Source organism: Paraburkholderia sp. BR10141, from assembly GCF_056155635.1.
In genome coordinates this window covers 36,835-63,598 of record NZ_JBMIQH010000039.1, presented here as the reverse complement: position 1 = coordinate 63,598, position 26,764 = coordinate 36,835, and the positions used below count along the sequence as shown (strand labels likewise).

Below are 26,764 nucleotides of genomic sequence, written 5' to 3'. Positions count from 1 at the left end.
GCGCGCCGATGCGCCCGCGCAGTCCCGGCGTGATGTGTTGCTGCAGCACATCGTGTGTGCGACGGCGAACGGATAGGCATCCCACGGAAGATTAACTTCCTCCTACAGCAAATTTCAAATTTGGGACGCGAGCCGGTGCGCAAAGCCGCCTGGCGCTTGTGCTTCCTGTGACCGGCTGCCGTTCTGCGCAAGTGCGGCGAGCGCATCGCCAAACCTTGCTCAGCAGCGGCCTTCGTCAAAATCGTGGGGGAGTAGCAAATGTCACACAGAGATGGACTTTCAGGCGTTTTGCCGGGCGGGACCGATCACGTACCTGGCGTGGCAGCGCGCTTCGACGCCGTATGTGCCGAGTTCGGCAATCATCTTGCTGTGATTGACGCGACGGGCGAGGAAGACTACGCCGCCCTCGGCGAACGTTCGGCGCGGCTCGCCACCGTCCTGCACGAAATGGGACTGGAGCCGGGCGAGCGCTGCGCGATCATGGTTGCGCGCAGCCGCGACACGCTGGCCTTGATGTTGGCGATCCTGCGGCTGGGCGCCGTCTACGTGCCGCTGGACCGCGCCTATCCGAAGGCGCAGCTCGATTTCATCGTTTCCGACTGCTCGCCCAAGCTCATCATCGCTGAAGCGGCCGCGCTTGCCAGCGTTGGCGAGCTGAACGGCGTCTCGGTCGATCTCGAGCATGTCGTGGCGGCTGCGGAGGCGGCCGAGCCTGCACCGCTCTACGCTAGCGCTCGTGACGACGCTGCCTACGTGATGTACACCTCCGGCTCGACCGGCAAACCCAAGGGCGTGATCGTGCCGCAGCGCGCGATCCTGCGCCTCGTGCAGGGCCAGACGTTCACCGAGCTTTCGCCCCACACGCGCTTCCTCAACCTCGCGCCGCTCGCCTTCGATGCGAGCACGCTGGAGATCTGGGGACCGCTCCTGAACGGCGGCTGTGCCGCCATCATCAACGAGGTCCAGCCCTCTCTCGACACGATCGCGTCCGAGATAGCGCGACTTGGCGTTACCAGCGCCTGGTTCACGGCTGGCCTCTTCAATGCGCTCGCCGACTATCGGCTGGAAGCCTTTCTTCCGCTCAAGGAGGCGCTGACGGGCGGGGACGTGCTGTCCCCCGTCCATGTTCGAAAGGTCATGGAGGCTCATCCGGGTCTGCAGATCATCAATGGCTACGGTCCGACCGAGAACACGACCTTCACCTGCTGCTACCGCATTCCGCGTGACGGCGAGGCGCTCGCGCATGGCGATGCCATTCCCATTGGCTACGCCATCGTGGGTACGAGCGCCTACATCGTGGACGACAAGCTCATGCCTGTTGCCGATGGAGAGGTCGGCGAACTGGTCACGGGCGGCGACGGCGTCGCGCTTGGCTATCTCAACCGCCCCGAACTGACGGCAGAGAAGTTCGTCGACGACGTTTTCGCTCCCGGTGCCAAGCTCTATCGCACGGGCGACCTCGTGCGCCGCCGCGCGGACGGCGCAATCGAATTTCTGGGCCGCAACGATCGGCAGATCAAAATTGCAGGCAAACGCATCGAACTCGACGAAATCGAACATGCGTTGCGCGTGGCGCCCGGCGTGGCCGACGCGGCCGTGGCGGCATTCGATGGCCGCATGGGCAAGGCCATCGCGGGATTCGTGAAGGCCGACGCGGCGGACGTCGCACTCCTCCTGAAGGAAATCCGCACTTATCTCAAGTCGGCCCTGCCCGACTACATGATGCCGTCGGAGCTGCGTGTACTGCCCGACTTTCCGCTGACGCCCAATGGCAAGATCAACCGCAAAGCGTTGCTTGCCACAATCGATACGCAATCCGAAGCATCAGCGGCGTCCTTGCCCATTGACGACGACATTGCCGACAAGCTCGCGTCTGTATTCGAAGGGCTCCTCGGCAAATCCGTCGACCGCCGCGCGAACTTCTTCGACCTCGGCTTGCGCTCGCTCGATCTGATGCGCGCGCACGCCATCATCGCGCGCGACGTCGCAACCAAGGTCGCGCTGGTGGATCTGTTCCGCCACCCCAATGTCGAGGCGCTGGCTGCACAACTGCGCACGACGCTCCCGGCAGCAAGCAAAGAGGCGATCCGTCCACGCCGAGGCGCGCAAAGCGGAGCGATTGCAGTCGTCGGCATGTCCGGACGATTTCCGGGTGCGCGCAATGTCTCCGAATTTTGGGCGAACATCCTCGCGGGGCGCGACTGCATCACGCATTTCGAGCTGGCGGAACTGGAAGACAGTTTCGACGACAAGTCGCGCCGCGACGCGAGCTATGTCAAGGCTCGGCCGATACTGGCGGATGTCGATCACTTCGACGCCGGCTTTTTTGGCATGCTCGCGCGCGAGTCCGCGCTCACCGACCCGCAGCAGCGCCTCTTCCTCCAGATCGCCTGGGAAGCGTTCGAAGATGCCGGATACGACCCGGCGACGATCACCGGCGCCGTCGGGGTGTTCGCCGGCACGTCGATGAACACGTACTTCCTCAAGCACATCCTCACCGATCGCGCGGTCATCGACGAATTTACGAGCCAGTTCCAGATCGGCGAGTATCAAAAGCTCGTCGGGGCCGGTGATTTCGTCGCGACCCGCACCGCTTATAAGCTTGGACTCACGGGGCCGGCCATCTCCGTGCAGACGGCATGCTCCACCTCGCTCACCGCCATCAGCCTGGCCGTCGAGAACCTTCGTGCGGGACGCTGCGACATGGCGCTGGCCGGTGGCGTCTCGATCACCTTCCCGCAAAAGCGCGGCTACTTCTACGAAGAAGGCGGCATGGGCGCGCCCGACGGCGTGTGCCGTCCGTTCGATGCCGACGCGAAGGGCACGGTGTTCGGCAGCGGCGCGGGCGTCGTCCTGCTCAAACGTCTCGAAGACGCCATCGCCGACGAAGATCCGATCTATGCGGTGATCCGCGGCGTGGGCATCAACAACGACGGCTCCGACAAGGTCGGCTTCACCGCGCCGAGCGTCGATGCCCAGGCCCGCGCCATTGCGATCGCGCATGCCGAGGCCGGCATCGATCCGGCCTCGATTGGCTATATCGAGGCCCATGGCACGGCTACGCCGCTTGGCGATCCGATTGAATTCGCGGGCCTCGTGCAGGCGTTCCGTCTGGGCGGAGCCGAGGGCGGCCAGTTCTGCGCGCTCGGCTCGGCGAAGGCTAACGTGGGGCACCTCGACGCGGCCGCCGGTGTGACGGGTTTCATCGCCGCGTCGCTCGCGCTGCGCAACCGCACCTTGCCGCCGCTCACGCACTTCCGTTCGCCCAACCCCGGCATCGACCTGGCCAGCAGTCCGTTTTTCTTCAATACGGCCGAGCGTCCCTGGGCTGAGGGCGCCACGCCACGCCGGGCCGGCGTGAGTTCCCTCGGCGTCGGCGGGACGAACGTGCATGTGGTGCTCGAAGAGGCACCTTGCCGTACCGCCCCGGCCGAGCAAAGCGAACAACTCCAGATTCTGCCGGTATCGGCCCGCAGCGCCGCCGCACTCGAACGCGCGAAGGCGAATCTCGCCACGCACCTCGCAAACCATCCGGAGATCGCACTGGCCGACGTGGCCGCGACGCTGCAAACGGGACGCCGCGATTTCGCGCACCGCGCCGTTGTGGTCGCCGAGAGCGTGGAGCAGGCCCAGGCCAGGCTGCAGAAAGGCGCGATCGAAGCACAGGCCCCGCAGGCCACGCCTGCAGTCGTCTTCATGTTCCCCGGCCAGGGCGCGCAGTATCCGGGCATGGGCGCCGCGCTCTATCGCACCGAGCCGGTCTATCGCGAGTGGATCGACAGGGGCGCCGAGGCACTCGCCCCGCAGCTCGGCCTGGACATCCGCACGCTGCTGTTGAGCGAAGCCCCGGAAGGCGACGACACCCCGCACCCTATCCGCTCGACGATCTACGCACAGCCTGCGCTCTTCCTCGTCGAATATGCGCTCGCGCAGTTGTGGATCTCGCGCGGCATCAAGCCGACGGCCATGATCGGCCACAGCGTCGGCGAACTGGTCGCGGCGTGCGTAGCGGAGGCGATCGCCTTCGAGGATGCGCTGTGCCTCATTGCGCAACGCGGCGCGCTCATGCAGTCGGCCGAACCGGGCGCGATGCTGGTCGTGCGCCTGTCGGAGGCCGAACTCAGCGCGATGCTGCCCGCGGATGTCGATCTCGCCGCGATCAATGCGCCGACGCTCAGCGTCGTGGCAGGCCCCTTCGCGGCCATCGAGGCATTCGAGGCCACGCTCAAGGCGCGCGACATCGAGCATCGACGTCTGCACACTTCGCACGCGTTCCACTCGCGCATGATGTCGGGCGTCGTCGACGATCTTGCCAAGGTCGCGGACGGTCTTTCTTTCGCGAGGCCGAAGATTCCGTACGTGTCCTCCGTGACCGGGCAGTGGGCGGCGATGGATCAGCCCGTCTCGGGACAGTACTGGGCCAGCCATTGCCGCAATGTCGTGCGCTTTAGCGACGCGCTGGCCACGGTCACGGCAGAGGGCAAGCCGCTTCTGCTCGAAATCGGCCCCGGCCGCACGCTTTCGACCTTTGTCCTGCAGGGCCTGCCCAAGGACCGGCATCAAGGTGCGATTGCCTCACTGCCCGATTTCGCGACGCGCGAGCGCGAGCTTGCCGTCCTCGCCGAGGCAACCGGGCGCCTGTGGCTGAACGGCGTCAAGCCGAACTGGCAAACGCTCCGCGCTGAATCCGGCCGCCGCGTTTCGCTACCGACCTATCCCTTCGAGCCGGAACGGCACTGGATTGACGCCCCGGCAACCGCCTCTTCACGCCAGCCGACGACCGTTGCCCCAGCGATTGCCGCACAAGCCCCGTCCGAAGCCCTAATCGATATTCCTGAGACCGCCATGGCCCAAACCGTCCAAATCGACCGCAAACCGCGTCTCATTGCCGAACTGGCGTCGCTGCTCACCGAAATGTCCGGCGAAGCACCGGATACGTCCAATCCGGACGTGACGTTCTGGGATCTCGGTTACGACTCGCTGTTCATGGGGCAAGTGTCCCGGCAGCTGCGTCGCCGCTACGACGTCACGATCAGCTTCCGGCAGATCATGAGCGACTATCCGACGCTGCCCGCGCTCGCGCAGTTCCTCGATGGCGCCATGCCGCCCGATCCGGAAGTGCCGGCTGAGGCTGCGCCGGCTGCTGCGCCTGTTGCTGCGCCGGCCGCAGTTCAAGTCTCGGCTGCTCCGGTCGCCGTTGCGGCGGTGCAAGGGAGTGCACCTGTGGCTGTTCAGCCAGCCACGGGCGACCTCCAGTCGGTGATCCGCGACCAGCTCGCCGCGATGCAGTCGGTGATGGCGCGTCAACTCGAGGTGCTGCAAGGTGCGCCGCTGGCCGTGCCGCAGCCCGCAGCGGCCCAAATCGTGGTGCCCGCAGCCGTCGCCGCCGCGCCGGTCGTTGCCGCTGCAGCGCCCGCACCTGCCACCGCGCCCGCGCACGCCGCCGGCCCGGAGATCAAGTTCGAGGAGAACCGCCCGTCGCGCTTCACCGCGTACAAGCCCGGCGCCTCGCACTCGGCCCAGATGACCGACGCGCAGCAGGCGTTCATCACCGATCTGGCCACGCGCTACTCGGCGAAAACCGCCACCTCGAAGTCCCGTACGCAGTCCTATCGGTCGGTGCTTGCCGATCCGCGTACCGCCAGCGGCTTCCGCGAGGAATGGAAGGAGCTCGTCTATCCGATCGTCGCCCAGCGCTCGAAGGGCTCGAAGATCTGGGACGTGGACGGCAACGAATACATCGACGTGGTCAACGGCTACGGCCAGACCGCGTTCGGCCACACGCCCGATTTCGTGGTCGAGGCGGTCAACGCGCAATTGGCGGAAGGCTTCGCTATCGGACCGCAGTCGCCGCTCGCGGGCGAAGTCGCCCAGATGTTCTCGGACATGACGGGCCATCAGCGCGTCACGTTCTGCAATACCGGCTCGGAAGCCGTGATGGCGGCGATGCGTCTCGCGCGCACGGTGACCGGCAAGGACAAGGTCGTCTGCTTCGACGGCGACTATCACGGCCAGTTCGACGAAGTGCTCGTGAAGCCTGGCAGCGAAGCGGGCGTGCCGCGCGCATTCCCGCTCGCCCCGGGAATTCCGCAGACCTCCGTGGGCAACATGGTCGTGCTGCCCTACGCGCGGCCCGAAAGCCTCGAGTGGATCAAGGCAAACATCGACGATATCGCAGCCGTCCTGATCGAGCCGGTGCAGTCGCGCCATCCCAATCTGCGTCCGAAGGAGTTCGTGCAGCAGCTGCGCGACGTGACGGCCGCCAATGAGTCGGCCCTCATCTTCGACGAGGTCGTGACGGGCTTTCGCGTCCATCCGGCCGGCATGCAAGGCCTGTGGGGCATCCAGGGCGACATGGCGACCTACGGCAAGGTGGTTGGCGGCGGCCTGCCCATCGGCGTGCTCGCCGGCACCACGCAGTACATGGACGCGCTCGACGGCGGTCAGTGGCAATTTGGCGATGCTTCGGTGCCCGAAGTTCCGCCGACGTTCTTCGCCGGCACGTTCGTGCGCCACCCCGTCGTGCTGGCCGCAATGAAAGCCGTCCTCCTGCACCTCAAGGAAGCGGGCCCGGCGCTGCAGGAAGGCCTCGGCGAACGCATGGCCGGCCTCGTGCAGCGCGTCAACGCGCATCTGGAGAAGGTCGGCATCGCTACGCGGGCCGAATCCTTCTCGAGCTGGTTCTATGTGAATCTCTCGGGCGAGGATCGGCTGGGCAGTCTCTTCTATCCGTATATGCGCTACCTCGGCGTGCATATCATGGAGGGCTTCCCCTGCTTCCTGACGACGAGCCATTCGGACGAGGACATCCGCAAGATCGGCGACGCCTTCATCGCGAGCATCGATGCGCTCCAGCGCGTCGGCATTCTCGGCGGCGCGCAGGACACCGCGGCGCTGACGCAGGTCGAACCGGCACTCACGCAGTCCGCGCTCACCGAGCCGCAGAAGGAAATCTGGATGTCGGCCCAGCAAGGCCATGAAGCCTCGCTCGCGTTCAATGAGTCGTTCACGCTCGAACTCAATGGCAAGCTGAACGAGGCCGCCTTCGAACGCGCCTTCGCCGCGACGGTTGCCCGCCACGATGCGCTGCGCGTGCACTTCTCGCGCGTGGGCGACAGGATGTTCGCGGAACAGACGACGACCGTGCCGCTGGTCCCGATCGACCTTTCCAGCCACGCCGATCCGGCGGGCGAGCTCAAGGCCATCATCGACGCGGAAGCCCGCGAGGTCTTCGACCTGACCCGAGGCCCGCTCGCGCGCGCCGCACTGGTTCGCCTCGAAGCACAGAAGTGGGCGTTCGTGTTCACGGCGCATCACATCGTCTGCGACGGCTGGTCGATCAACATCATCCTGCGCGATCTGGCTGCGCTCTACGCCGCAGAAGTCTGGGGTACGCAGCCGGAACTCGACGAGGTGCAGAGCTTCCTCGCCTTCGCCAAGGCGCAGGACGAAATCGGTGTCGACAAGGAAACGCGCGAGTTCTGGATGAACGTCCATCGCGTCCCGGCGCCGCAACCCGATTTGCCCGGCGACCGCCCGCGTCCGGAACGCAAGAGCTTCAACGGCGCGTCGACGACCCGCCATCTGGGAGCCGATCTTCTCAAGCAGGTGAAGACCGCTTCCTCGAAGCAGGGCTGCTCGCTGTTCGCCACGCTGTTCGGCGCGGCCCAGGTGCTGTTCGGCCGTCTGTCCGGCAATGACGACGTGGTGATCGCCGCGCCGATGGCTGGCCAGTCGCAAGCGGGCGAAGCGCTGCTGGTCGGGCACTGCGTGAACTTCCTGCCGCTGCGCGTGAAGTTCGACCGCGAGAAGCCTTTCGCCACGCACATGAAGGCGGTGCGCGATCACCTGTACGACGCAGGCGACCGCCAGAACTACACCTACGGCGCACTCGTGCGCGACCTCGGCATCAAGCGCGATCTCAACCGGCTGCCGCTGACCGATCTACAGTTCAACCTGGAAAAGGTCGACGGCGAACTCGACATGGCAGGCGTCACCACGCACTTCGCGCCGAACGCGAAGGCCTACAGCAACTTCGATCTGTTCCTGAACGTGATCGAATCGGCACAAGGTTTGCGGCTCGATTGCGACTTCAACACCGACGTCTATGACGAAACGACGATCCAGCGCTGGCTCGGCTACTACGAAACCTTGCTGACGGCGATCGCCCGCGACGCCGAAACGCCTGTCGCAGCCCTGCCGCTCTTGAGCGATGCGGAAATCCACCATCTGCGTGACGAGCTGAACGCTTCCCAGCGCGACTACGATCTCTCGCAGACGACGCCCGCGCTGATCGCCGCGCAGGCCTGGCAGGCTCCCGATACGACGGCCGTGTCGGACGACTCGACGAGCCTGACCTACGGCGAACTCGATGCGCGCGCCAGCCAGATCGCGCGCCGGCTCATGGCGGCGGGTATCGCGTCGGGCTCACGCGTCGCCCTCGCGATGGAACGCAGCGCCATGGTCGTGGCCGCCATGATCGGCGTGTGGCGCGCGGGCTGCGCCTACGTGCCGCTCGACATGACGATGCCGCCTGCACGCCTGCGCCAGATTCTCGATGGCGCTGGCATCGCCGCGATCCTCAGCGATGAGCAAAGCCTCACGGTGCTGGAACCGGGCGCGCATCGCGTGCTGGACGTGGAGGCGCTCCTCGCGCAGGACGATGACGAGACTGTGGCGCTGCCCGCCGTAACGGACGCGGATTCGGCCTACGTGATCTTCACGTCGGGCTCGACGGGTCAGCCCAAGGGCGTGGAGATCGGCCATCGCGCGCTGAGCAACTTCCTGCTCTCGATGGCGCACGCGCCGGGCTTTACGGTCAGGGACACCATCGTCGCGGTGACGACGTTCTCCTTCGATATCTCGGGTCTCGAGCTGTTCCTGCCGCTCATCGCCGGCGGGCGGACCTTCATCGCCGGCCACGCGGAAGTGCGCACCGGTTTCGAACTGGTGAGCCGCCTGAAGGAAGAAGCCGCCACCGTGCTCCAGGCGACGCCTTCGCTGTGGCGCATGCTGCTCGAGGCCGGCTTCAAGGCGCCGAAGGGCTTCAAGATCCTGTGCGGCGGTGAGCCGTTGCCGCGCGATCTCGCCGACGACCTGCTCGCGACCGGCGCGGAGGTGTGGAACCTCTACGGCCCGACCGAGACGACGATCTGGTCCTCCGCCTCGCGTGTCGTTGCGAACGCACCGGTGGTGATCGGCGCGCCGCTCGCCAATACCGACCTGCACGTGCTGACCGACGACCTGCATCTGGCGCCCGAAGGCGTGAGCGGCGAACTGTGGATTGGCGGTGAAGGCCTGGCGAAGGGATATTTCAACCGCCCCGACCTGACCGATGCCGCCTTCAAGTCGGTTGCCATCGAAGGCGCCGCACCGCGCCGGCTCTACCGCACCGGCGATCTTGCGAAGCGGCTCGCCGACGGCTCGCTCCAGCACCTGGGCCGTCGCGACCAGCAGATCAAGCTGCGCGGCTTCCGCATCGAGATCGAGGATATCGAGGCCACCCTGCGCAAGGCTCCCGGTGTTGCCGCAGCCGCCGTCGCCCTGCATACCGTGGCCGACAGCGCGCGCCTCGTGGGCTACCTGGTTGGCGCTGGCTCCGACAAACCGGATCAGAGCGCAGTCGCAGCGCATGTCGCCGGTCAACTGCCGTCCTACATGGTGCCGACACTGTGGATGACGCTCGACGCGCTGCCTCAGACCAGCAACGGCAAGCTCGACCGCAAGGCCCTGCCCGTGCCGACGGCGGACATGGTGGCCGCGCCGGTGCGCCAGCCGCATGCCGCGCTCAAGGTCGTGCCGCAAGCGCCGGTGCCGATCGAACCGGCGGCGCGCGAGGCCGCGCAAATCGTGGTCGCCGCAGCCGAACCCGCGGCCATGACGCCGACGCAGGCCACCATCGCCGCGATCTGGGGCGAGGTGCTCGGCCTGCAGCAGGTAGGCATCGACCAGAAGTTCTTCAGCCTCGGTGCAGACAGCCTGCAGCTGTTCCGCATCGTTGCACGAATGAACGAGCGCGGGCTCGGCGTGGATGCGCGTCAGCTCATGAAGAACGTCACGATCGAGCAGCTGGCCGCGAGCCTTGACGGCACGCAGACGGACGAGCCGGTCGAGGCGCCCGCGGCGGCGCGGCCGTCGATCCTCAACTTCAAGCGCAGGATTGCCGAGGGAGCCTGAGCGATGAACTCGATAGCCTTGAATATCGCACCTGTGCAGGAGGTCGAGGCGGGCCACGCCCTGTTCCCGGCGACCGCCTGCCAGGTACGCTACTGGCACGAGCAGAAGGCGTCGCCTAAGGCCTCCGCGCTCAACATCGCCTTCCGGCTGCAATTGTCGGGGCCGCTCACTGCCGCGAGCATCGAGCAGGTGCTCAGCGAACTGGTCGCGCGGCACGAGATCTTGCGCACCGGCTTCCTGATGACGGGCGCGGGGCTGCGCCAGCAGGTCTGGAGCCGCGCCCCCTTCCGGCTCGCGGTGGTGGATCTCGGCGGTCTGGACGAACAAGCCGCGCTGGCCGAGGCGCAGCGTGTGGGTCAAGAGCAGGCACGCACGCCTTTCGACGTGTCGTCGGCGTCCTTCTTCCGCGCCGTGTGGTTGCCGAGGTCGAGCACGCAAGGCGAGTTGCAGCTGACCTTCCATTCGCTGGTGATGGACGGCTGGTCCTTCGCGATCCTCGCGCGCGAACTCGTGGAAGGACTCGCGGCGTTGCACGCGGGCCATGATCCCGAGTACGCAGACGTCGAGCTGCACCATGGCGATTACGCGCTATGGAAGGGTGAGTTCCTGGCCAGTGCGGCGATCGATCGCGCTCGCGTCCATTGGCGCCAGGAGCTTAAAGGGTTCAGCCGCTTCGACGTAAAGGGCGACCGCCCCCGGCCGCCGCAGCGGCGCTTCCAGGGCGTCATTCGCTCGATTCTGTTGCCGGGCGACTTGAGCGAGCGTCTGATCACGGCAGCCAAGGCGCAAGGCGTGACGCTCTTCAGCGTGGCGGCCGCGGGCCTCGCGATGTCGCTGCAAAAGACGACTGGGCAGCCCAAAGTCGCCATGGGCACGCAGATGTCGGTGCGCGATCAGCAGGAACTCGAAGGTGTAATCGGGCCGCTCATCAACACGGTGATCCTGCGCCTCGATGTGACCCAGGGCAGCACGCTTGCCGATATCACCGCACAGTGTGGCGCGAAACTCAGCGACGCTATCGAACATCTGCACGTGCCGTTCGAAGAGATGATGGAGATGGCCGGCGAAGTGTCGGATATGAACCGGCCGCCGCTATGCTCGGTCAACTTCGCTTTGCAGCAAAGCTTCGTCGGCATGGGCGACGAGGTCCGACGCCAGGATTTCGCCGCGACGACTTCGCCCTCCTTCAACGCGGGCGCGCTCTACGACCTCAACTTCTTCATGGTGCGGCGCCCGGAGGGCTGGCGCATCTCCTGTGAGGGCGACACCGACCTCTACGACATCGAGACGATCGACCGGCATCTGGCCCAATGGCGCGAGGTGCTGGAAACCGCCGAAGTCATGCCGCAGCGAGCGCCCACGCCCGCCGCCGGAAACGACACGGCGCAAGTCGCGGGGGGCGTGGGCGTGAGCGGTTTTATGAGCCGTGCGGAGCTGGAGGCGAAAGCGCACAACGTCGTGCGCTTCAACGAGGAGGGTTCGCAAACGCCCGTCATCGTGCTCAACAACATCGCGGTCCTGTATGAACTGGCCAAACAGGTCGGCGACGTGCGGCCCATCGTCGACGTTCCCATGGTGCCGAAGACGCCTCAGCCCAACTTCCCGTTGCGCGCTTTCGAGGATCTCGCCGCGGACGCCGTGCGACTCATCAGACTGATCCAGCCAAGCGGCCCTTATATTCTCATGGGCTATTGTGTGCTGGGCGCGATGGCGCTGGAGGCGGCTCACCAGTTGCGCCGCGAAGGCGAAACGGTGGAACTCGTCGTCCTCACCGACTCCTGGTGTCCGGGGTATCGGGAATCGATGCCCTGGTACGATCGCCTTTTGCGCAAAGTCCAGGTGCGTATGGACGACATTCCGCGCGACTACCGCCTGGCGAAGCGTGGCGAGATGTCCATGATTGCGTTCCTCCAGCAGTTTCGGACCGTTCGCTGGCTTCGTCTGACGCAGCTTGCGGTGAAGTTCGGCTTCCTGAAGAACGACAGCGCGAACAACATGATCGACGACAATCTCTGGTATGGCCGCAATATCGGCTATCTGCGCGAGCAGCAGGTGCGATACCGTCCGAAGCCCTACGACGGCAATGTCCAGATCTTCCGCAGCGGCCAGGTGCTCAAGGGCCGCCTGTTTGCGCACGACATGGGCTGGGGTGAAGTGATCAGCGGCAAACTGGTCGTCACCGAGGTTCCTGGCATGCACAACCAGATGTTCCGCGCGGCCGGCGCGGCGGTGATGGGCAAGCAACTGCTCGACCGCTTTGCCGAAACCTCTCACGACGAAAAGGAAAACGCCCTCGAAGGGTCATGATCTCGGTGCGCCACGATAGGGTAAATGGCCTATGTCTCGTTCGCGTAGGGTGTTGCTGATCGCGCTGTTCGGCGTACTGTCCGTCACCGGCCTTTTTGTCAGGTTAGCCGTTCCCGGCCTGTTTCGCCGTGTGCCGGTCGCCGTCGCCAGCGCGTCGGAATCGCCATCTGGAAGGGTGCGATTAGCCGTGCTCGGTGACTCCAATAGCCAGTCCTACCACGACACGGTCATGTTGAGCGATCCGCACGCGCGAGGAGGCCAGTGGCGCGCGACCACGTGGCAGTGGACCGAGGTGCTCGCCCAGTTGCGGGGAGACCAGATCGACCAGGGCAAATGGGGCGTTTGGGGAACCGGCAAGTATCGGGCCATTGCCAGCGAAGCTTTGGGTGCGCTCGCCCGCACGCCTCCCAAAGAGGACTACCGTTATAACTTTGCGGTTAGCGGCGCGACCTGCAGCCAGTTGATGGGGCAATCGCAGCGCCAGGCGATCCGACTCGTCGATTTGATGGACATGGAACCCCAAGCGTGGCGAGGCGGCGTCGTACTGATCCAGATTGGCGACAACGATCTCAGCAGCCACGAGCTTTTTGACGAGCTGTCCCGCGATCCCGATGCAGTGCGCCCCGCGAGCGCAATCAATGCCTGCATCAAGTCCATTGGCGAAGCCGTCGCGCTAATCCAAAAATATCATCCGGATACCTACGTCGTGCTTGTGACCGGGGGCAGCGACGCCGATTGGCCTGGCGAGTTCAACAGCTGGCAGTCCGCCAGGGAGATCGCCAATATCGATGCCGGCATTGATCGTTTCAACAATGGCTTGCGCGCGCTCGCCTCGGCGAACCGCCATGTCCATGTTCTCGACGCTGGCTTGTGGTTCAGAAGCCTGTGGGGCAATCGCGATGATCATGGGCGCCCGAATTACAAGACCGTGCATCTGGGGCCTGGCTGGGCAATCACCAATACCACTGGCGACGATCCGCACAACACCTACCTTTCAGACACTCATGCCGGCGTCGTCTGGAATACCCTTTGGGCACAGTACCTTGTCACTTCACTGAACGCCGCTTTCGGGCTGCATATCAAACCGATCACGGACGCCGAGGTCGTCGATTTTCTCCGGCCAAGCTTCAGAGCCGCCGACACACCTTCGGCGACCAGGCAGGAAGCTGTCAACTAGACCGCTCATCGCGGGTAAACGCCCTAAATCGGCCTGGATGTTCGTCAACGCACATCTGGCCCACGGGCGCGATAGTAGCCTGCAAGCAATATCCTCTAACCTGCAAAGGTGTGCCATGTCTGTGACTAGCCATAGTGCGGCGTTGGACGATGCATCACCCCAACTCGCCTCAGACGGAAAAATCCTGCACGCCTGCAACAAGGAATTCAAAAGCAACTTCAATCTGCATCCGTTCAAATTCAATCACCTGTTGCATGAAAGCGGCTTGTTCGAGATCCCAAGGATCGAGGAGGTCGCCCTGCGGATGCTTGAAAAGAATGGCAACGTCCGCGCGATCAACTTCAAGAATAGTTCGCTGGAAGCCAGATTCAGCGCCATGCCCCACAGCACGCGGCTGAAAGAAGCGTTTGCGAGCGTTCACGAAAACGACTCCTGGATCAAGCTCACTCAGGCACACCTTTACGACGCGGACTACGCCCAGGTCCTTGACACGATTACAGCCGAGCTCGAGGCGTTGTCCGATTACCCGCTGCGCAGCGACATCACCCTGGTGACGATGACGTTGCTGGTCTCGTCGCCGAATATCTCGACGCCCTTCCACATCGATCACGAAACCAACTTCCTCTTCCAGTTGCAAGGCTCGAAAGACGTATGCCTCTTCCCGGCTACCGATCGCGAACTGGTTCCGGACCAGGAAGTGGAACGCTACTACGCGGGCAACTTCGAGGCCGCGCGTTATCGTCGTCAACTGCAGAGTCGCGGCACGATCTTCCGGCTCAACCCGGGCGAAGTGGTGCATCACCCTCCATTGGCGCCGCATTGGGTCAAGAACGACGACAACATTTCGGTGAGTATCAGCATCAACTACTGCATGAAGTCGCTCGAGCGACGCGCGCGGGTTTATCAGGCTAATTACGTTCTGCGCATGATTGGGCTGAAGCCGTTGCCGCCCGGCGTTTCACCGTTGCGCGACAGCTTGAAAAGAAAGGTCATCTCGACGCTCGAACATCGCCATCCCAAAACATTTGCGGAAGTCGTTCACTCGCCGGTAACCCGATTGAAGTCCCCGCTGAACGCGGTTCGGCGTCTGGTCAAACGCTGAACGCCCGCGATGAAATCGTTACGCCAGTCGGACAACCGCGGCATCTGCGCGAGGTAATCATGGACTATATCGGCCGCCCTCACTTTCTGGCTCCGGAGCCTCTCCTGAGGGAAGCGTCAACCTCGCCGGCAGGCGCGCGCGAGACGACGGCGCGGTCCAACCCTGCGCTTGCGGATGTTCCCTCGGTTAGTGAGCCCTGCCTGTTGTCGCTCGTCGTGCCGTTCTATAACGAGGAGGAGATGATCGGCGCGTTCTTCAGCACGGTCATTCCTGTACTTGAATCGATCGACGGAACCGGGTTTGAAATCGTCTGCGTGAATGACGGCAGCCGCGATGATTCGCTGGGCATGCTGATTCGCATGTCGAAGCAAGACAGCCGCATCCGTGTCATCGACCTGACGCGCAACTTCGGCAAGGAGGCTGCACTTTCGGCAGGACTCGACGAAGCGCGCGGCGCCATTGTGATTCCTTTCGACGCGGATTTGCAGGACCCGCCGAAAATCATTCCGCTATTGGTCGAGAAATGGCGCGAAGGCCACGATGTCGTCGTTGCCAAACGTGTGAGCCGGCTCACGGATTCCTTCCTCAAGCGCCAGACCGCGGCAACCTTTTACCGCATACACAACGCGATGTGCGACACGAAGATCCCGGAGAACGTGGGTGACTTCCGTTTGATCACGAGGGAGGTCGTGGACGCCCTCAAACAACTCCCCGAGACGCGGCGGTTCATGAAGGGGTTGTTTGCCTGGGTTGGCTACCGGACCGCAGTCGTCGAGTATGTGCGTGAGCCTCGCCTCGCCGGCAGATCGAAGTTTTCGGGTTGGAAACTGTGGAACTTCGCGCTGGAGGGCTTCACGAGTTTCAGCACGCTGCCGCTTCGCGTATGGACTTACGTCGGCAGCTTCGTGGCATGTATCGCGATACTGTATGCATCGTTTCTCATTGTGCGAACCTTGATTCAAGGGGTCGCCGTACCTGGCTACGCGTCATTGATCTCGGCCGTGCTCCTGCTCGGCGGAGTTCAGTTGATCGGTATAGGCGTACTTGGCGAATACATCGGCCGCATCTACTACGAATCGAAAAATCGGCCGGTTTACCTGATCCGCCACCGCTATCAATCCGCGGGCACGAGCGATGCCTGATCTGCGCGTGGCAAGAAGGTTTGTGGTCTATGCGTGCGTCGGTGCGATCGGCACCGTCGCACAGTATGCGATTTTGATTGCGATGGTCCACTCCGGTCTTGCCTCCCCGGCGGTCAGTTCCATGGCCGGGGCGACCGTCGGCGCGATCGTCAACTACAGCCTCAACCGCCAGATCACGTTCCGAAGCAAGAGCAATCCCCTGTCGACCGCACCGAAGTTCGCCATCATCGCCTTGCTCGGCGTATTGATGAACGGTGTGTGCATGAAGTTCTTCGTCACCAGTCTTGGTTTGAACTATCTCATTGCGCAGCTGGTCACGACTGCCCTCGTTCTCGGCTTGACTTATCTGCTCAACTCGGCGTGGACGTTCAACGAAAAGGCGCGCTTTTCCGGAGCGGCCTCCAATGCGTCGAATCAGGTCCCGACGGCAGGCGATGCACCGCCGTCCTGAACGCCACTCCCCTTTCGGCGAACCTGGGAATTGTCTGTGCGCACGCACACGCCGATGAATCTGCCTCGCTCGATCGAAAGCCCGCGTTGCCCAACGCACAGAGAGGTTCGATTCGACCGGCTAAATTCATCGCGTGACTTGCCTGCACGACCGTAAGCGAGACGCCCTGCTGTCATGTGACGGCCGGGACGACATCGAGCGACGAACGGGCGTGTAGAAACACGCCATCCATTCCGAGGATTCGCCACATTGTGCTGGATCGCTCCGGACCGTACCGGCGTTTGCGTCCGACAAGGCGAACAGCGGCCCGTGCTCACACCTCGACTGATATTGGGCGTTAATAGCTCATTTTGCTGATTGGGCCACTGGGCGGTTAACTCCCTTATCTACTGATCTTCTAGCTGCAAGCGTGGAGGTGCTACATGACAATAAAGTGGTCACGGGGGAATGTGCATTTGATCCTGTCCTGGATCGTCGTCGGCATACTCGGTATCGTCGAAGGCCTCTACGGTCGGACGCAATATTATGGCGACTGGATTTCCTATCTCAATGTCAGCTGGGCCGTCACGCACCTCGACTGGCGCGAAATTTTCAACCCCTTCTGGAATCCCGGCTATCCCGCATTGGTTGCCGGCGCCCGGGCACTGGCCGCGCCCACGCCGGACGGCGAGTGGTATGCCATTACGGCAGTCAACTGGGTAATCTATCTCGTTGCCTATGCCGCCTGGCGCGGACTGATCCGGAGTGCGCTCGCGCTGTATTGGCCTGGTTCGCTTGCGCTGGGCAAGCACCCTTTCACCGTCTGGATTGGGGTTTGCGTTTTTCTTGGCGCCTGTCTCGCGCTCGATTCCGTTTCAGCCGCGTGTCCAGACTTGCTTGTGACCACCGGCTTCCTCCTGGCTTCCGGCCTGCTTCTCTCCCTGATTCGTCGCAAAGACCTTTTGACCGCTACTTTGCTCGGTCTGGTCCTTGGTCTCGGTGTTTGGGTGAAAGGGGTATTCACTCCATTTGCCTGTCTCTTCATGTTGACGCTTTTCATCTATTGCTGCATGAGGGGCGGCTTGTGGAAGTCATTCGGTGCGGTTGCGGGAACCTTCGGTGTTCTCTTTGCCGTCTACATCGCCGGGATTTCCTGGTCCTATGGGGAATTTACGCTTGGCGCCTCGGGTGCCTTGAATGTCCCCTGGCACGTAAACGAGCTTCCTCACCTGACCAATTGGCAAGGCGGACCGGCGCAGTTCGGTCGGCCAATCCACCCGACCAGTCAACTTGTAGCGGGCTTGCCGGTGTTCGGCTTCGGTACGCCTTTCCACACGACGTACCCACCCTATAACGACGTCGCATATTGGTACAAAGGCTTCAAGACGTTCTTCAGTTTGAAGATGCAATTGATAGCGATGGGCCGGTCTCTGTGGAGCTTGCAGCAGATACTCAAGCAACACCCAACAGTGCTTTCGCTCGCCGCGGCGCTCTTGTTTACCGTTGCCAGGCGGTCATGGCGAGCATCGCTCCTCAGGACAATAATCCGCGTTTGGCCATTGCTGCTGCCAACCGTCGGAGGCTTCGCCACCTATTTTATTGTCCACGTTGAAGATCGTTATCTCAGTGCGTTCGTTATGGTTATCGCGCTCCTGACATGGGCGCCATTGCTCGACGCAACCCTGCAATCGCGCCGCCTGCTCGCGACAGCGCTCGTCATCATCTATGGTGCAGGCGCTCTCGGTGAGCTTGCGATGACCGATGGGCCTTCGTTCGTGGCGGCGATTAATCGATCGGACTTTCACGACGACCCGAAATGGCGGATTGCTGACGCGCTCACTGCCTCAGGGTTGCAGCCGGGGGATCCAGTTGCCGTGATCCGGGATAGCTATCCCACTGTCAGGGTCAGCTGGGCCTATGTCTCACGCTTGCGCATCGTCGCCGAGTTCGGCGGTCTCCCGTACCGTATCGAGCCGCAGGATCGCAACCGCCTTGATCGCAAAGACGAAGTCCTCTGGCCGAATTTTAGTGAAACATTCTGGACGAAGCTTACGGCGCAACAGCGTGAAGAGATCATGCAAGCGTTCCATCAAACCGGAGCGCGAGCGGTCGTGTCCCTCGCAATGCCGAATATTCAGCCCGGTCCTGGCTGGGTAGCCCTGAAGGGAACGCCCGCGTGGCTTTACAAGTTCGACGATGTGGTCAATAAATCCACGATCGCAAGTAATTCGTTATCCGACGTCTCGACGGTGCCAAGGGGTATTGCTTATCCCCCATTTGACCAAGAGGAGCGATCACATGGAGACTACTGCGGTTCCCCCCGCTCTCGAAGCGGAATTGCCGGATAAATGGATCGACGCGGATTCCTCGGTGTTTCGGGACAATTTCGAGCGGAAGAGCTTCGACGTCTCCCACCACCTGGCGTCTCATCCGCTCTTTGAGCTTCCTCAATTGCTGGAATTGGCGGAGCGAACCCTGAAAACACGTCCAGATGACCTCTACTTCGACATGGGTGATGTCGCGCCCGGTCAGAAATGGAAAGATACGAATCGTGCGTTCTCGCCGCTCAACGCATTAAAGCAGCTGGAAGACTCCAACGCCTGGTTCATTTTCAGAGGCCCGCAACAAGACCCGGCCTACGCCGAGCTGTACAGGCATGCGATGGCGGAGATCAAGGGTATGGCTGGCGGTGACATCGAATCGCAGATCAAGCGCGAAGACCTCATCATTTTCGTGACGTCACCGAAGCGTGTGACGGCGTATCACATCGATCGGGAATGCAATTTCATTCTTCAAATCCACGGGAAAAAGGATTTGTACGTCTTTGATCGGGAAGACCGGCAGGTGCTTCCGGAAGAAGAACTCGAGCGATTCTGGACGATCGACCACAACGCGCCGAACTATCGACCCGAGTTGCAGGACAGGGCGAAGACGTACAGACTGGCACCCGGAAACGGCGTTCACGTTCCTGTCAACTGCCCCCATTGGTTGAAGAACGGCGACAATATCTCGGTGACCTTGAGCGTGAACTTTCAGTTTCTCAACACGCTGCGCGCGGATGTCTATCGGGCCAACTATTACCTGCGCAAGCTTGGTCTCAACCCCACGCCGCCTGGACGAAGCGGCGTGCGGGATCGCGCCAAGGCTGCGGCTTTCTCGGCGGTGAATACCGCCCGCCGCGTTGCGAAGTCGCCCCTGCAAGGAAGCGACTAGTCTTACGTCGCCCTGGCCCGCCACGGCGGGCCTTGTCGTTGTACGCACATGCTGCCCGCGGACCCGACCCAGCGAATCACCCGACCTTTTCAACCAGTGCTCGCCAGCTAGCGAGTATCGGTTCGCGCGCAAAAAGCGCGAGATGCGCACGCGCCTCCGAAATCCGCCGACCACGCTCCTCGTCCGGCATTTCGGCTAGCGACCGCATACCATACGCGATGGATTCGCGAGCAAGCGGATCGGCGCACAGCATCGCGCCGCCGCCAACTTCCGTCAAAATGCTCCCGCGGGAAACGAGGCATGGCAGGTCGTGCTCTATCGCCTCGATCACCGGCATTCCGAATCCTTCCAGCAGACTCATCAGAACGAAGCCGGATGCGTTGCGATAAAGCCAGCGAAGCTCTTCGTCTTTCGTATAACCTGGCATCACCACACCCGGTGATTGCCTGGCGAGTTCAATCGCGACGTCGGCGCCAGACTCGCGCCCTCCGACAAGGACATACTGCCACCCTTTCTCCACAAGCCCGCTTGCCGAGAAGGCCTCGATAGAACGGGCCTGGTTCTTCCGATCGCCGATACTGCCCACCGTCAGCAGAAAACGACGCGAAACGCCTTCCACCGGACGACCTTCTCCTTTCTTGACTCCCAAACGGGTTGGAATATAGATGACGTTCGACGAGGCAAAGTCATTGCCGTACAGCGCGTGAAATTCCCGCTGCGACGTCTTGCTGACGAAAACCATATGGGGCTTCGTTCGCCGGATCTCGTCATAAGCCCGAACGTACAGTTCGTTGACACCCGGCGCGAAATATTCTGGATGGGTGATCGGACCCACATCGTGGCAGAGCACGATGTCGCGTGCTTCCAGGCGATGGCGCACGACGCTCAGCGGATCGAGATGCAGCGTAGGGCGTGGATCACGAATAACGGGCAAAAGTGAAACCAGCCGCGACCTGTTCACTCGCGCAATGGTTTCCTTCTGGGTCAAGCGGCCCGCAATCCGGCGCATCAGATCACTATGGGGAAATTCGTGAAATCGGCCGTAGTGGACCCTCGTCACCCTGGCGCCGAGCGTTGAAATGATGTCCTTCCCCAAAAAGAGCTTGCCGGTTCGATCATTGAGCGCCAATGAGAAGTCGACATCAATAGACATTACGTGCCCCCCAACATCGCTTTTCTATAAGGAATTCAGCCGCTCACGGCCTTCACGGTCTCGAACATGCTGCGCGCCGCCTGTCTCCAGGTGAAGCCACCAGCCTGCCGGCGTCCGGCGGATATCAGTGACTGCCGCACGGACTCATCGTTGAGTACCGCCAAAATATTCATTCGCCAGGCGTCCGCGTCGAACGGATTCGCATAAAGCACCGCTTTGCCACAAACTTCCGGAAGCGCGCCAAACGGTGCGGCGATGACCGGGCAACCCAGCGCCATTGCCTCCAGCGGCGGCAGACCAAACCCTTCTGTCAGTGAGGGAAAGGCAAGTGCGCCGGCGTGGGTCATCAGCCCAACGAGCTCGGCATCGCTAATGCGGCCGGTAAATCGCACGTTGGGAGGCACGACATGCCCGAGACCTTCGAAGTCGGCCTGCGTCGCATTGCCGAACAGTACCAGTTCGACGTCGCTCAGCTGTGCGCTTGCGAAGGCCTTGAGCAAAATGCCGACGTTCTTGTGTTTCTGGGTGTTCGCGAGCGCGAGCACGTAGCGCCGCGGGTTCAGGCTCAACGCCGCGAGTTGTCGCGCGTCCGGCTGGACCTGCAGAACATGGTCGCAGCCGTTATGTACGACGACAATTTTGTCGGCGTTGGCAATGCCATAGCGCACAAGCTCGGCTTTTGAGAACTCGGATACGGTAAAGATGATCTTGTGACGTTTACCGATAAAAAAGTAGAGCGATTTGTACCAAAGCCGGAAAGGAAGCGAATAGGATTCTGGGGCCGAATACACCTGTGCGTCGTGGATCATCGTCGCCGAATCCCGATGAAGCAAAGGCCCGAGATTGCATAGATTAAGAATGAAATCCCTTCTGCGAGCCAGTGGAAGATAGCATTGCTCCCACGCGATCCGATGAATCCTGCGAACCCAGCGACTCTCGCGAACGCACGAAATGTTTCGGTAACGCGGAATCTCGACGCGGTCTCTGACGACGAGGGTGCAATCGACGCCGCTGCCAGCCTGCCCGGCAATCAGCGCATCGGTCGCGGCGACGAGTTGCTCGGCAACCTTGTGCACGCCCGTCGGCGCTGCCCCGAAGAACTTGCCATTGAACGCTATCGTCTTCGACGCGATCGTTTTCATAAACCCCTCCACGTTCAAGCGTCAGTGCTCTTCAGTCAATGGCCCGGCAATCGATCAGATGCCAACTCAAGCGGCAGCAACGTTAGCCCAGAGGTTTCGAGCAAGATTCGCGCTACGCGATTCCCGTCCTTCCGCAGGAAAGTGCCGCTTGCTTCGACAGGTATGCTATCGACGCACGCGGCGCAGCACTGCTGGATACCGCACGCAAACGCGTGCATAGCCAGCCTCCGCGCACCGGCTCAAACGGGTGTATCGGCGGCCGTGGCGTCGAGAACCGGTTTAGGCGTCGATCGGCCAAATCGGGACACGAGCCACGCACGGATGGGCGTATCGATGAAACGCATGATGAGATAACTGGTCAGCAGAATCGCGGGCAAGAACACGGCGGCCTCCAGAATCGGATCCTTTCTGTGCATCAACTCCTGATAGACGCCGTTGAGCCAGACAAACGTGGGGTAATGCAACGCGTACACGGGATACGACAGTTCCCCAAGAACGAGCGCGACCGTCCGTACGGGCCCGGTGAGCGCAATCGAAGATCCGCCGAGGATCAGCAACGGCATCACAGCGGCAGCCCACAGCCACTGTACGAAAAATGGGATCTGGCCATTCCACCCCATAATGACCATCGTTGCGACGCACGCTGGAAGAAATAGCGACCTCCAGATCTTCAACGAGAGCAGCCCGAATTTCATATGAGCGTGATAAAGCAGGACGCCCAGATAGTAGGCGCCGAATACACGTGGAAAGCCGGAAAGGAAAGTCTGCGGCGTATCGCCTCCCATACCGGATACCGCGGTAAGCGCGTAGCCCGCGATCGCCATGGTGAGCGCGAACTTTATTCCGTCGACTCGGCGTGTGAGCATCCAGAAGAGATTGACCACCAGCTCGAGGAACAGCGTGTATTCGGGGCCATTGAGCGGAAACACCTGCGGCCCTCCAATTGCATGCGGAGCACCGAAGACCGGAATGCACGATAGACCAAAGAGCGTGGCGGCCGCGAGCCAGCGCGGAGAGATGTCGGAATCGCGAAGCAGAACATATCTCGCCGCCAGATACGATGCACTCAACAGCGTTCCGATCACGATCATCGGCATCAGCCGTATGAGTCTGATACGCGCGAAAAGCGCACCGCTCAGCCCTCTTTCGAAGCGGCCACGATACGCCACGCACAGGACGTAACCCGACAGGCCAAAGAAGAAGTCAACAGCAATACCGGCGTTGGGGGCCAACCACGGAATCCCCAGCCAGTGATTAAAGTGAAAGAGCAGGACCGATATGGCTGCGAGGCCGCGCAGGCAATCGGGCACCGCGAAATGAGAATCTTTGTTCATCAGATTGCTAAAAGCTCTCGGGTCGCTCAGGCGTGAGCCTTCCGCGAAAGAAGTCCCACAATCCGATCAGATTCCCCATTAGTCGTCCTCGCCGGTCGATCCATGGCTCCGGTGCAAAGCTTCGCACTATGTTGCTCGCGATATTGCGTATGACATGGTCGACCGCCGGGCGCAGAGGCATCGTCTTCTTTTTCACCAGATAGAACGGATTGATGACCTGCGAATAACCTAGTTTGCATCCGGATACCCTGCCGCGTTTGACTCCCATGTGCACGCCTAGTGCTGTATTGATACGCACGACGAGATAGCCTCGGTTCCAGATCTGACCTCCGAAATCACGATCCTCCTGCCAGCCATAGAGAACGAGGCGCTCATCAAAGCGCAGACCAGCGATGCTGCTGGCGCGGAATGCCATGTTGCACCCGTAGGGGCCACCGGTCGGCGCGACGATCAACCGTTCCGGAAGTTCGCCGATCCTGGCAACGATGGCCTGCCCTTCTTCGAAGGAATAACCCGGCCCATGAATGCCATCGGCGATGACGGTTCCGGTGACGCAGGCAATGGATGGATCGCTATCCAGCGCCTTGAGGACTTCCGCAATCCACTCGCTGTGCATCAGAAAGTCATCGTCCAGAAAAATCACGACGTCGACGTCGTCCGGCACATGGTTCAACGCGTGATTGCGTTGCGTCGTCAGTCCAGGCCGCCCCTTCAGCACGATCATTCCAGGCTGGACTGACAGGTCGCCAACGTCCTCGTCCGAGACGCAGGAGACGATGATCAGATCGGGTTTAACCGTTTGCAAGTCGACGAAGGCAACGACGTCCTTGAGAATGTCTGCGCGACCACGAGTGGCGAAGATCAGGCAGATTCTCGGATCTTTGTCAGGTGAAGGCTGACTCATCGGCTCGGCCATCGTGACTCGTGAACTGAAGCTCGATTCCATCATTGACCTCATCGATCATTGCCTGCAGGAATGCGGGGGACGCGGCATCGACGCGCGAGGCATCGCACTCCTGCCTGCCGCATGCACCCGCAGATCTCGCGCGTACACCACAACGCATGCGCAAAGCGATTCGCGGCGCTCGTCATTCGAGCCATCTTCCAAATCTCCCCGGCAAAGAGAAACCTTCGTTGATTCCGAGAATCTCGCGAAACAAGCCGGCTTTCCAGATTCCGAAAATCAGCATGACCAGCAATGATCCTTCCGCGAGGATTCGCGCGTAGACCATACCTGTGGCCCCCCAGTGGCTGGCAAGGGGAATGGCCACCATCAGGTTCACCACCGCGCTGATCACACCGCTCCAGGCAAGCTGCCTTTCGAGTTTTCGGGGAATCAGGAAATAGATACCGAGTACCCGCGTGCAAACGGTAAGCGGCAGAATGAAGATCATGATATTCAGGACCGGGACGGCATGGCCGAGCTCCGGTCCAAATACCAGCGGTATGAGCCATTCAGAGAGCAGTCTCGTGAGGATCACTCCCGCCACCGCGCCGACAAAGAAGACGGCAAATGTTCGCCGGGCAAGCAGATTCGCTCGGTCCGGGTTACGGGTAACCAGATACATGACCTTCGGCGCCAGAATCTGGGCGGCGGGCGCCATGATGCTCAACGCGGCACCCACCAGGCGCTCGGAGAGACCAAAGGCACTCACTTCCGGGGCCGCGGCCAGCAGCGACAGAATGTAGGTGGAGGCATCCAGCACCAGGACCGCTGTTCCGCTGTAGATGAAGATCGTGGCCGACCGCTTGATCAGACCCACGGCCGCCCGCATGGGTGCAATGAAGCCCGTGTATTCTTTTCGAACAAGCCAATATGCCACCAGCGTCTGGATCATGCTGGAGGTAAAAATCACAGGAAACGCCCGGTCGACATCAGCCGGTTTGCGAATGAAGGTAAAGATCAGTGCGAGCGAAAGCAGGAGCCCCATGACTTCGATCAGAACATTCGTGCGCGGGCGTCCCGTGCTGGTGAAATACCAGCCAATGTTAAAGGCGGACAGCAGCCCTCCGGCAACGACGAAAAACCCCGCAAGCGGCACATTGGCAATGATGTCCGACCTGCAAACCGCGATGCCTCCGACGATCGCACCGGGAACGGACAATAGCAGCCGGGCCGTGAATTGATCCCGAAAAATCGTATCGCGTTCGCTCGCGACTTCGGTGTGGACGATATCCCGCCCGCCGATGGTAGAAAATCCGAAGTTGACGAGCAGCCAGAGAGCACTGGAAAGCGACAGTCCGGCCAATACCACTCCGTAACCACTCGAGCCCAGCACTCTTCCGTAATAAGGAATGAGAACGAGCGGGTAGAGGTAGCGTATTGCGTACGAAAAATATACTGCCAGCAGTTCAAGCTTTGACAGCGACGAATGCACCTTATTCATGAGCCCCCCTGGCAACCCATCCGCCGCGCGCGGGCACACGTCGCGGCACACGCGGCGAGAGTGCGCCCGCTGCGGCCGCAAATAAATAAAAACACGTACCGAGTTCGAAGACGCTAAGCGAAGCGGAGGCGACGATCAACGTCGCGATCATGGCGTGACGCGCCGCATAGGCGATGGCCCGCTCCGCGAACGGGTAATGGCCAGGCACCGGCGTCAGCAGCGTCTTGCCAAGGAACGTCCCGTAACACACCACACCCACGACGCCAAGGCTTGCCACCAGCACCACCAGAAAGCTCGACGCACGAATGCTTCCCAGTCCAACGCCTATTCCGTACGTATCGAAGAAGTTGGTGATGCCCTGCGAATTCCAGCCCATTCGCTCGACACCGGAGTCACTACCTGCCTTGCTCAGGATCGCGGCATCGACGAAATCACTGAGCACTTTCACCACCCCCGGCAAAAAGACGATCACGTAGAGAACGCCCAACAGACCCGCGCATGCCGAAATAACACACAGCCGTTGCTTGCGTACCGGGGCGAAACGCGAGATCACCGCGGGCCGGCTAAAGAGCAGTACCAGCTGATACGCGCCTAAACCGACATAGGCGGTTCCCGAAGTCGACAGCAGCAGCAGGCTTCCTGTTGCAATCGAAAGCGGACCGGCCAGTTTCGGGCGATAGCCGACGAGCCAGAGATTCAGGCAAAAGACAAAGATCGGCAGCGTAAAAGCCGCAAAGCCAGACGTTTCACTGAACGTGCCGCTGATGCGAACCATCCCGGCCATTTCCTGGCCGGTCAAATCGGCGAACTGCGCCGTCTTGATAGCGGAGAGAACGTCGAGGCCCGCCGCGTGCGCAACGATATCGATCACGCCGGCAAGCGCGTCAAGCGAGGCGAGTAGAAAGATGGCGTTGGCGAGCGTCCGGTATACACCGCGATATTGCAGGAACGCGAACATGGAGCAATACACTATGACGTCGGCGATGCAATAGATCGTCTGAGACAGATTGCCGGAGACAGGGCCAAGCGGCTGCAATACGATGAACTGGCTGCTGCGGTCGACAGGGAACACGAGTGTCGCGCCGCTCAGCAAGCGTGGCAGCATGATGGCACCCGTAACGCCCCAGAGGCAGGTGCAGAACAGCCAGAAGCCGGGCTTGCCCTGCGAGACCGCGTCAGCGAGCCCCTTCCCGCCCACGAG

Annotated in this window: 14 protein-coding genes; 8 read left to right on the top strand and 6 right to left on the bottom strand. The window is 61.9% G+C overall.

Features of this window, described 5'->3' with window-relative positions; translation table 11 throughout:
- The first annotated feature begins 258 nt into the window (after window positions 1-258).
- The 8 genes from ACOJB8_RS34705 (at window position 259) to ACOJB8_RS34670 (ending at window position 19,547) form a co-directional block, all read left to right on the top strand.
- Entirely contained in the window at window positions 259-10,176 is a 9,918-nt protein-coding gene (locus ACOJB8_RS34705) for an amino acid adenylation domain-containing protein (RefSeq protein WP_475016684.1), read from the top strand.
- A gap of 3 nt (window positions 10,177-10,179) precedes the next feature.
- A complete protein-coding gene (locus tag ACOJB8_RS34700) occupies window positions 10,180-12,483 on the top strand; it encodes a condensation domain-containing protein (RefSeq protein ID WP_475016682.1) in 2,304 nt (767 codons plus the stop codon).
- A gap of 49 nt (window positions 12,484-12,532) precedes the next feature.
- Window positions 12,533-13,660 carry an SGNH/GDSL hydrolase family protein gene (locus ACOJB8_RS34695; protein WP_475016680.1) on the top strand — a complete coding sequence of 376 codons (1,128 nt, stop codon included), beginning with the start codon at window positions 12,533-12,535 and terminating at the stop codon, window positions 13,658-13,660.
- A 115-nt stretch (window positions 13,661-13,775) separates the two neighbouring features.
- On the top strand, window positions 13,776-14,762 hold the full coding sequence (locus tag ACOJB8_RS34690) for a cupin-like domain-containing protein (RefSeq protein ID WP_475016678.1): 987 nt from the start codon (window positions 13,776-13,778) through the stop codon (window positions 14,760-14,762).
- A 59-nt stretch (window positions 14,763-14,821) separates the two neighbouring features.
- Window positions 14,822-15,904: a glycosyltransferase family 2 protein gene (locus ACOJB8_RS34685; protein ID WP_475016676.1), complete on the top strand. Its 1,083-nt coding sequence runs from the start codon at window positions 14,822-14,824 to the stop codon at window positions 15,902-15,904.
- On the top strand, window positions 15,897-16,355 hold the full coding sequence (locus ACOJB8_RS34680) for a GtrA family protein (protein WP_475016674.1): 459 nt from the start codon (window positions 15,897-15,899) through the stop codon (window positions 16,353-16,355). The genes ACOJB8_RS34685 and ACOJB8_RS34680 overlap by 8 nt, the downstream gene beginning before the upstream one ends.
- Before the next feature lie 422 nt (window positions 16,356-16,777).
- Window positions 16,778-18,682: a hypothetical protein gene (locus tag ACOJB8_RS34675; RefSeq protein ID WP_475016672.1), complete on the top strand. Its 1,905-nt coding sequence runs from the start codon at window positions 16,778-16,780 to the stop codon at window positions 18,680-18,682.
- Window positions 18,633-19,547 carry a transcriptional regulator gene (locus ACOJB8_RS34670; RefSeq protein WP_475016670.1) on the top strand — a complete coding sequence of 305 codons (915 nt, stop codon included), beginning with the start codon at window positions 18,633-18,635 and terminating at the stop codon, window positions 19,545-19,547. Before ACOJB8_RS34675 ends, ACOJB8_RS34670 begins: the two co-directional genes overlap by 50 nt.
- Before the next feature lie 76 nt (window positions 19,548-19,623).
- Here ACOJB8_RS34670 and ACOJB8_RS34665 read toward each other — a convergent pair whose 3' ends face one another.
- The 6 genes from ACOJB8_RS34665 to ACOJB8_RS34640 all read right to left on the bottom strand — a co-directional run bounded on the left by ACOJB8_RS34665 (window position 19,624) and on the right by ACOJB8_RS34640 (window position 26,761).
- Entirely contained in the window at window positions 19,624-20,700 is a 1,077-nt protein-coding gene (locus ACOJB8_RS34665) for a glycosyltransferase (protein WP_475016668.1), read from the bottom strand.
- 35 nt (window positions 20,701-20,735) lie between these two features.
- Entirely contained in the window at window positions 20,736-21,842 is a 1,107-nt protein-coding gene (locus tag ACOJB8_RS34660; protein WP_475016666.1) for a glycosyltransferase family 4 protein, read from the bottom strand.
- 239 nt (window positions 21,843-22,081) lie between these two features.
- Complete coding sequence (locus ACOJB8_RS34655; protein WP_475016664.1) at window positions 22,082-23,176, bottom strand: acyltransferase family protein; 1,095 nt, start codon at window positions 23,174-23,176, stop codon at window positions 22,082-22,084.
- A gap of 7 nt (window positions 23,177-23,183) precedes the next feature.
- Complete coding sequence (locus ACOJB8_RS34650) at window positions 23,184-24,092, bottom strand: glycosyltransferase family 2 protein (protein ID WP_475016662.1); 909 nt, start codon at window positions 24,090-24,092, stop codon at window positions 23,184-23,186.
- 172 nt (window positions 24,093-24,264) lie between these two features.
- Window positions 24,265-25,563 (bottom strand): oligosaccharide flippase family protein, encoded by a 1,299-nt coding sequence (locus ACOJB8_RS34645; RefSeq protein ID WP_368616837.1) that lies wholly within the window; start codon window positions 25,561-25,563, stop codon window positions 24,265-24,267.
- A complete protein-coding gene (locus ACOJB8_RS34640; RefSeq protein ID WP_475016659.1) occupies window positions 25,556-26,761 on the bottom strand; it encodes a hypothetical protein in 1,206 nt (401 codons plus the stop codon). The genes ACOJB8_RS34645 and ACOJB8_RS34640 overlap by 8 nt, the downstream gene beginning before the upstream one ends.
- Window positions 26,762-26,764 lie beyond the last annotated feature (3 nt).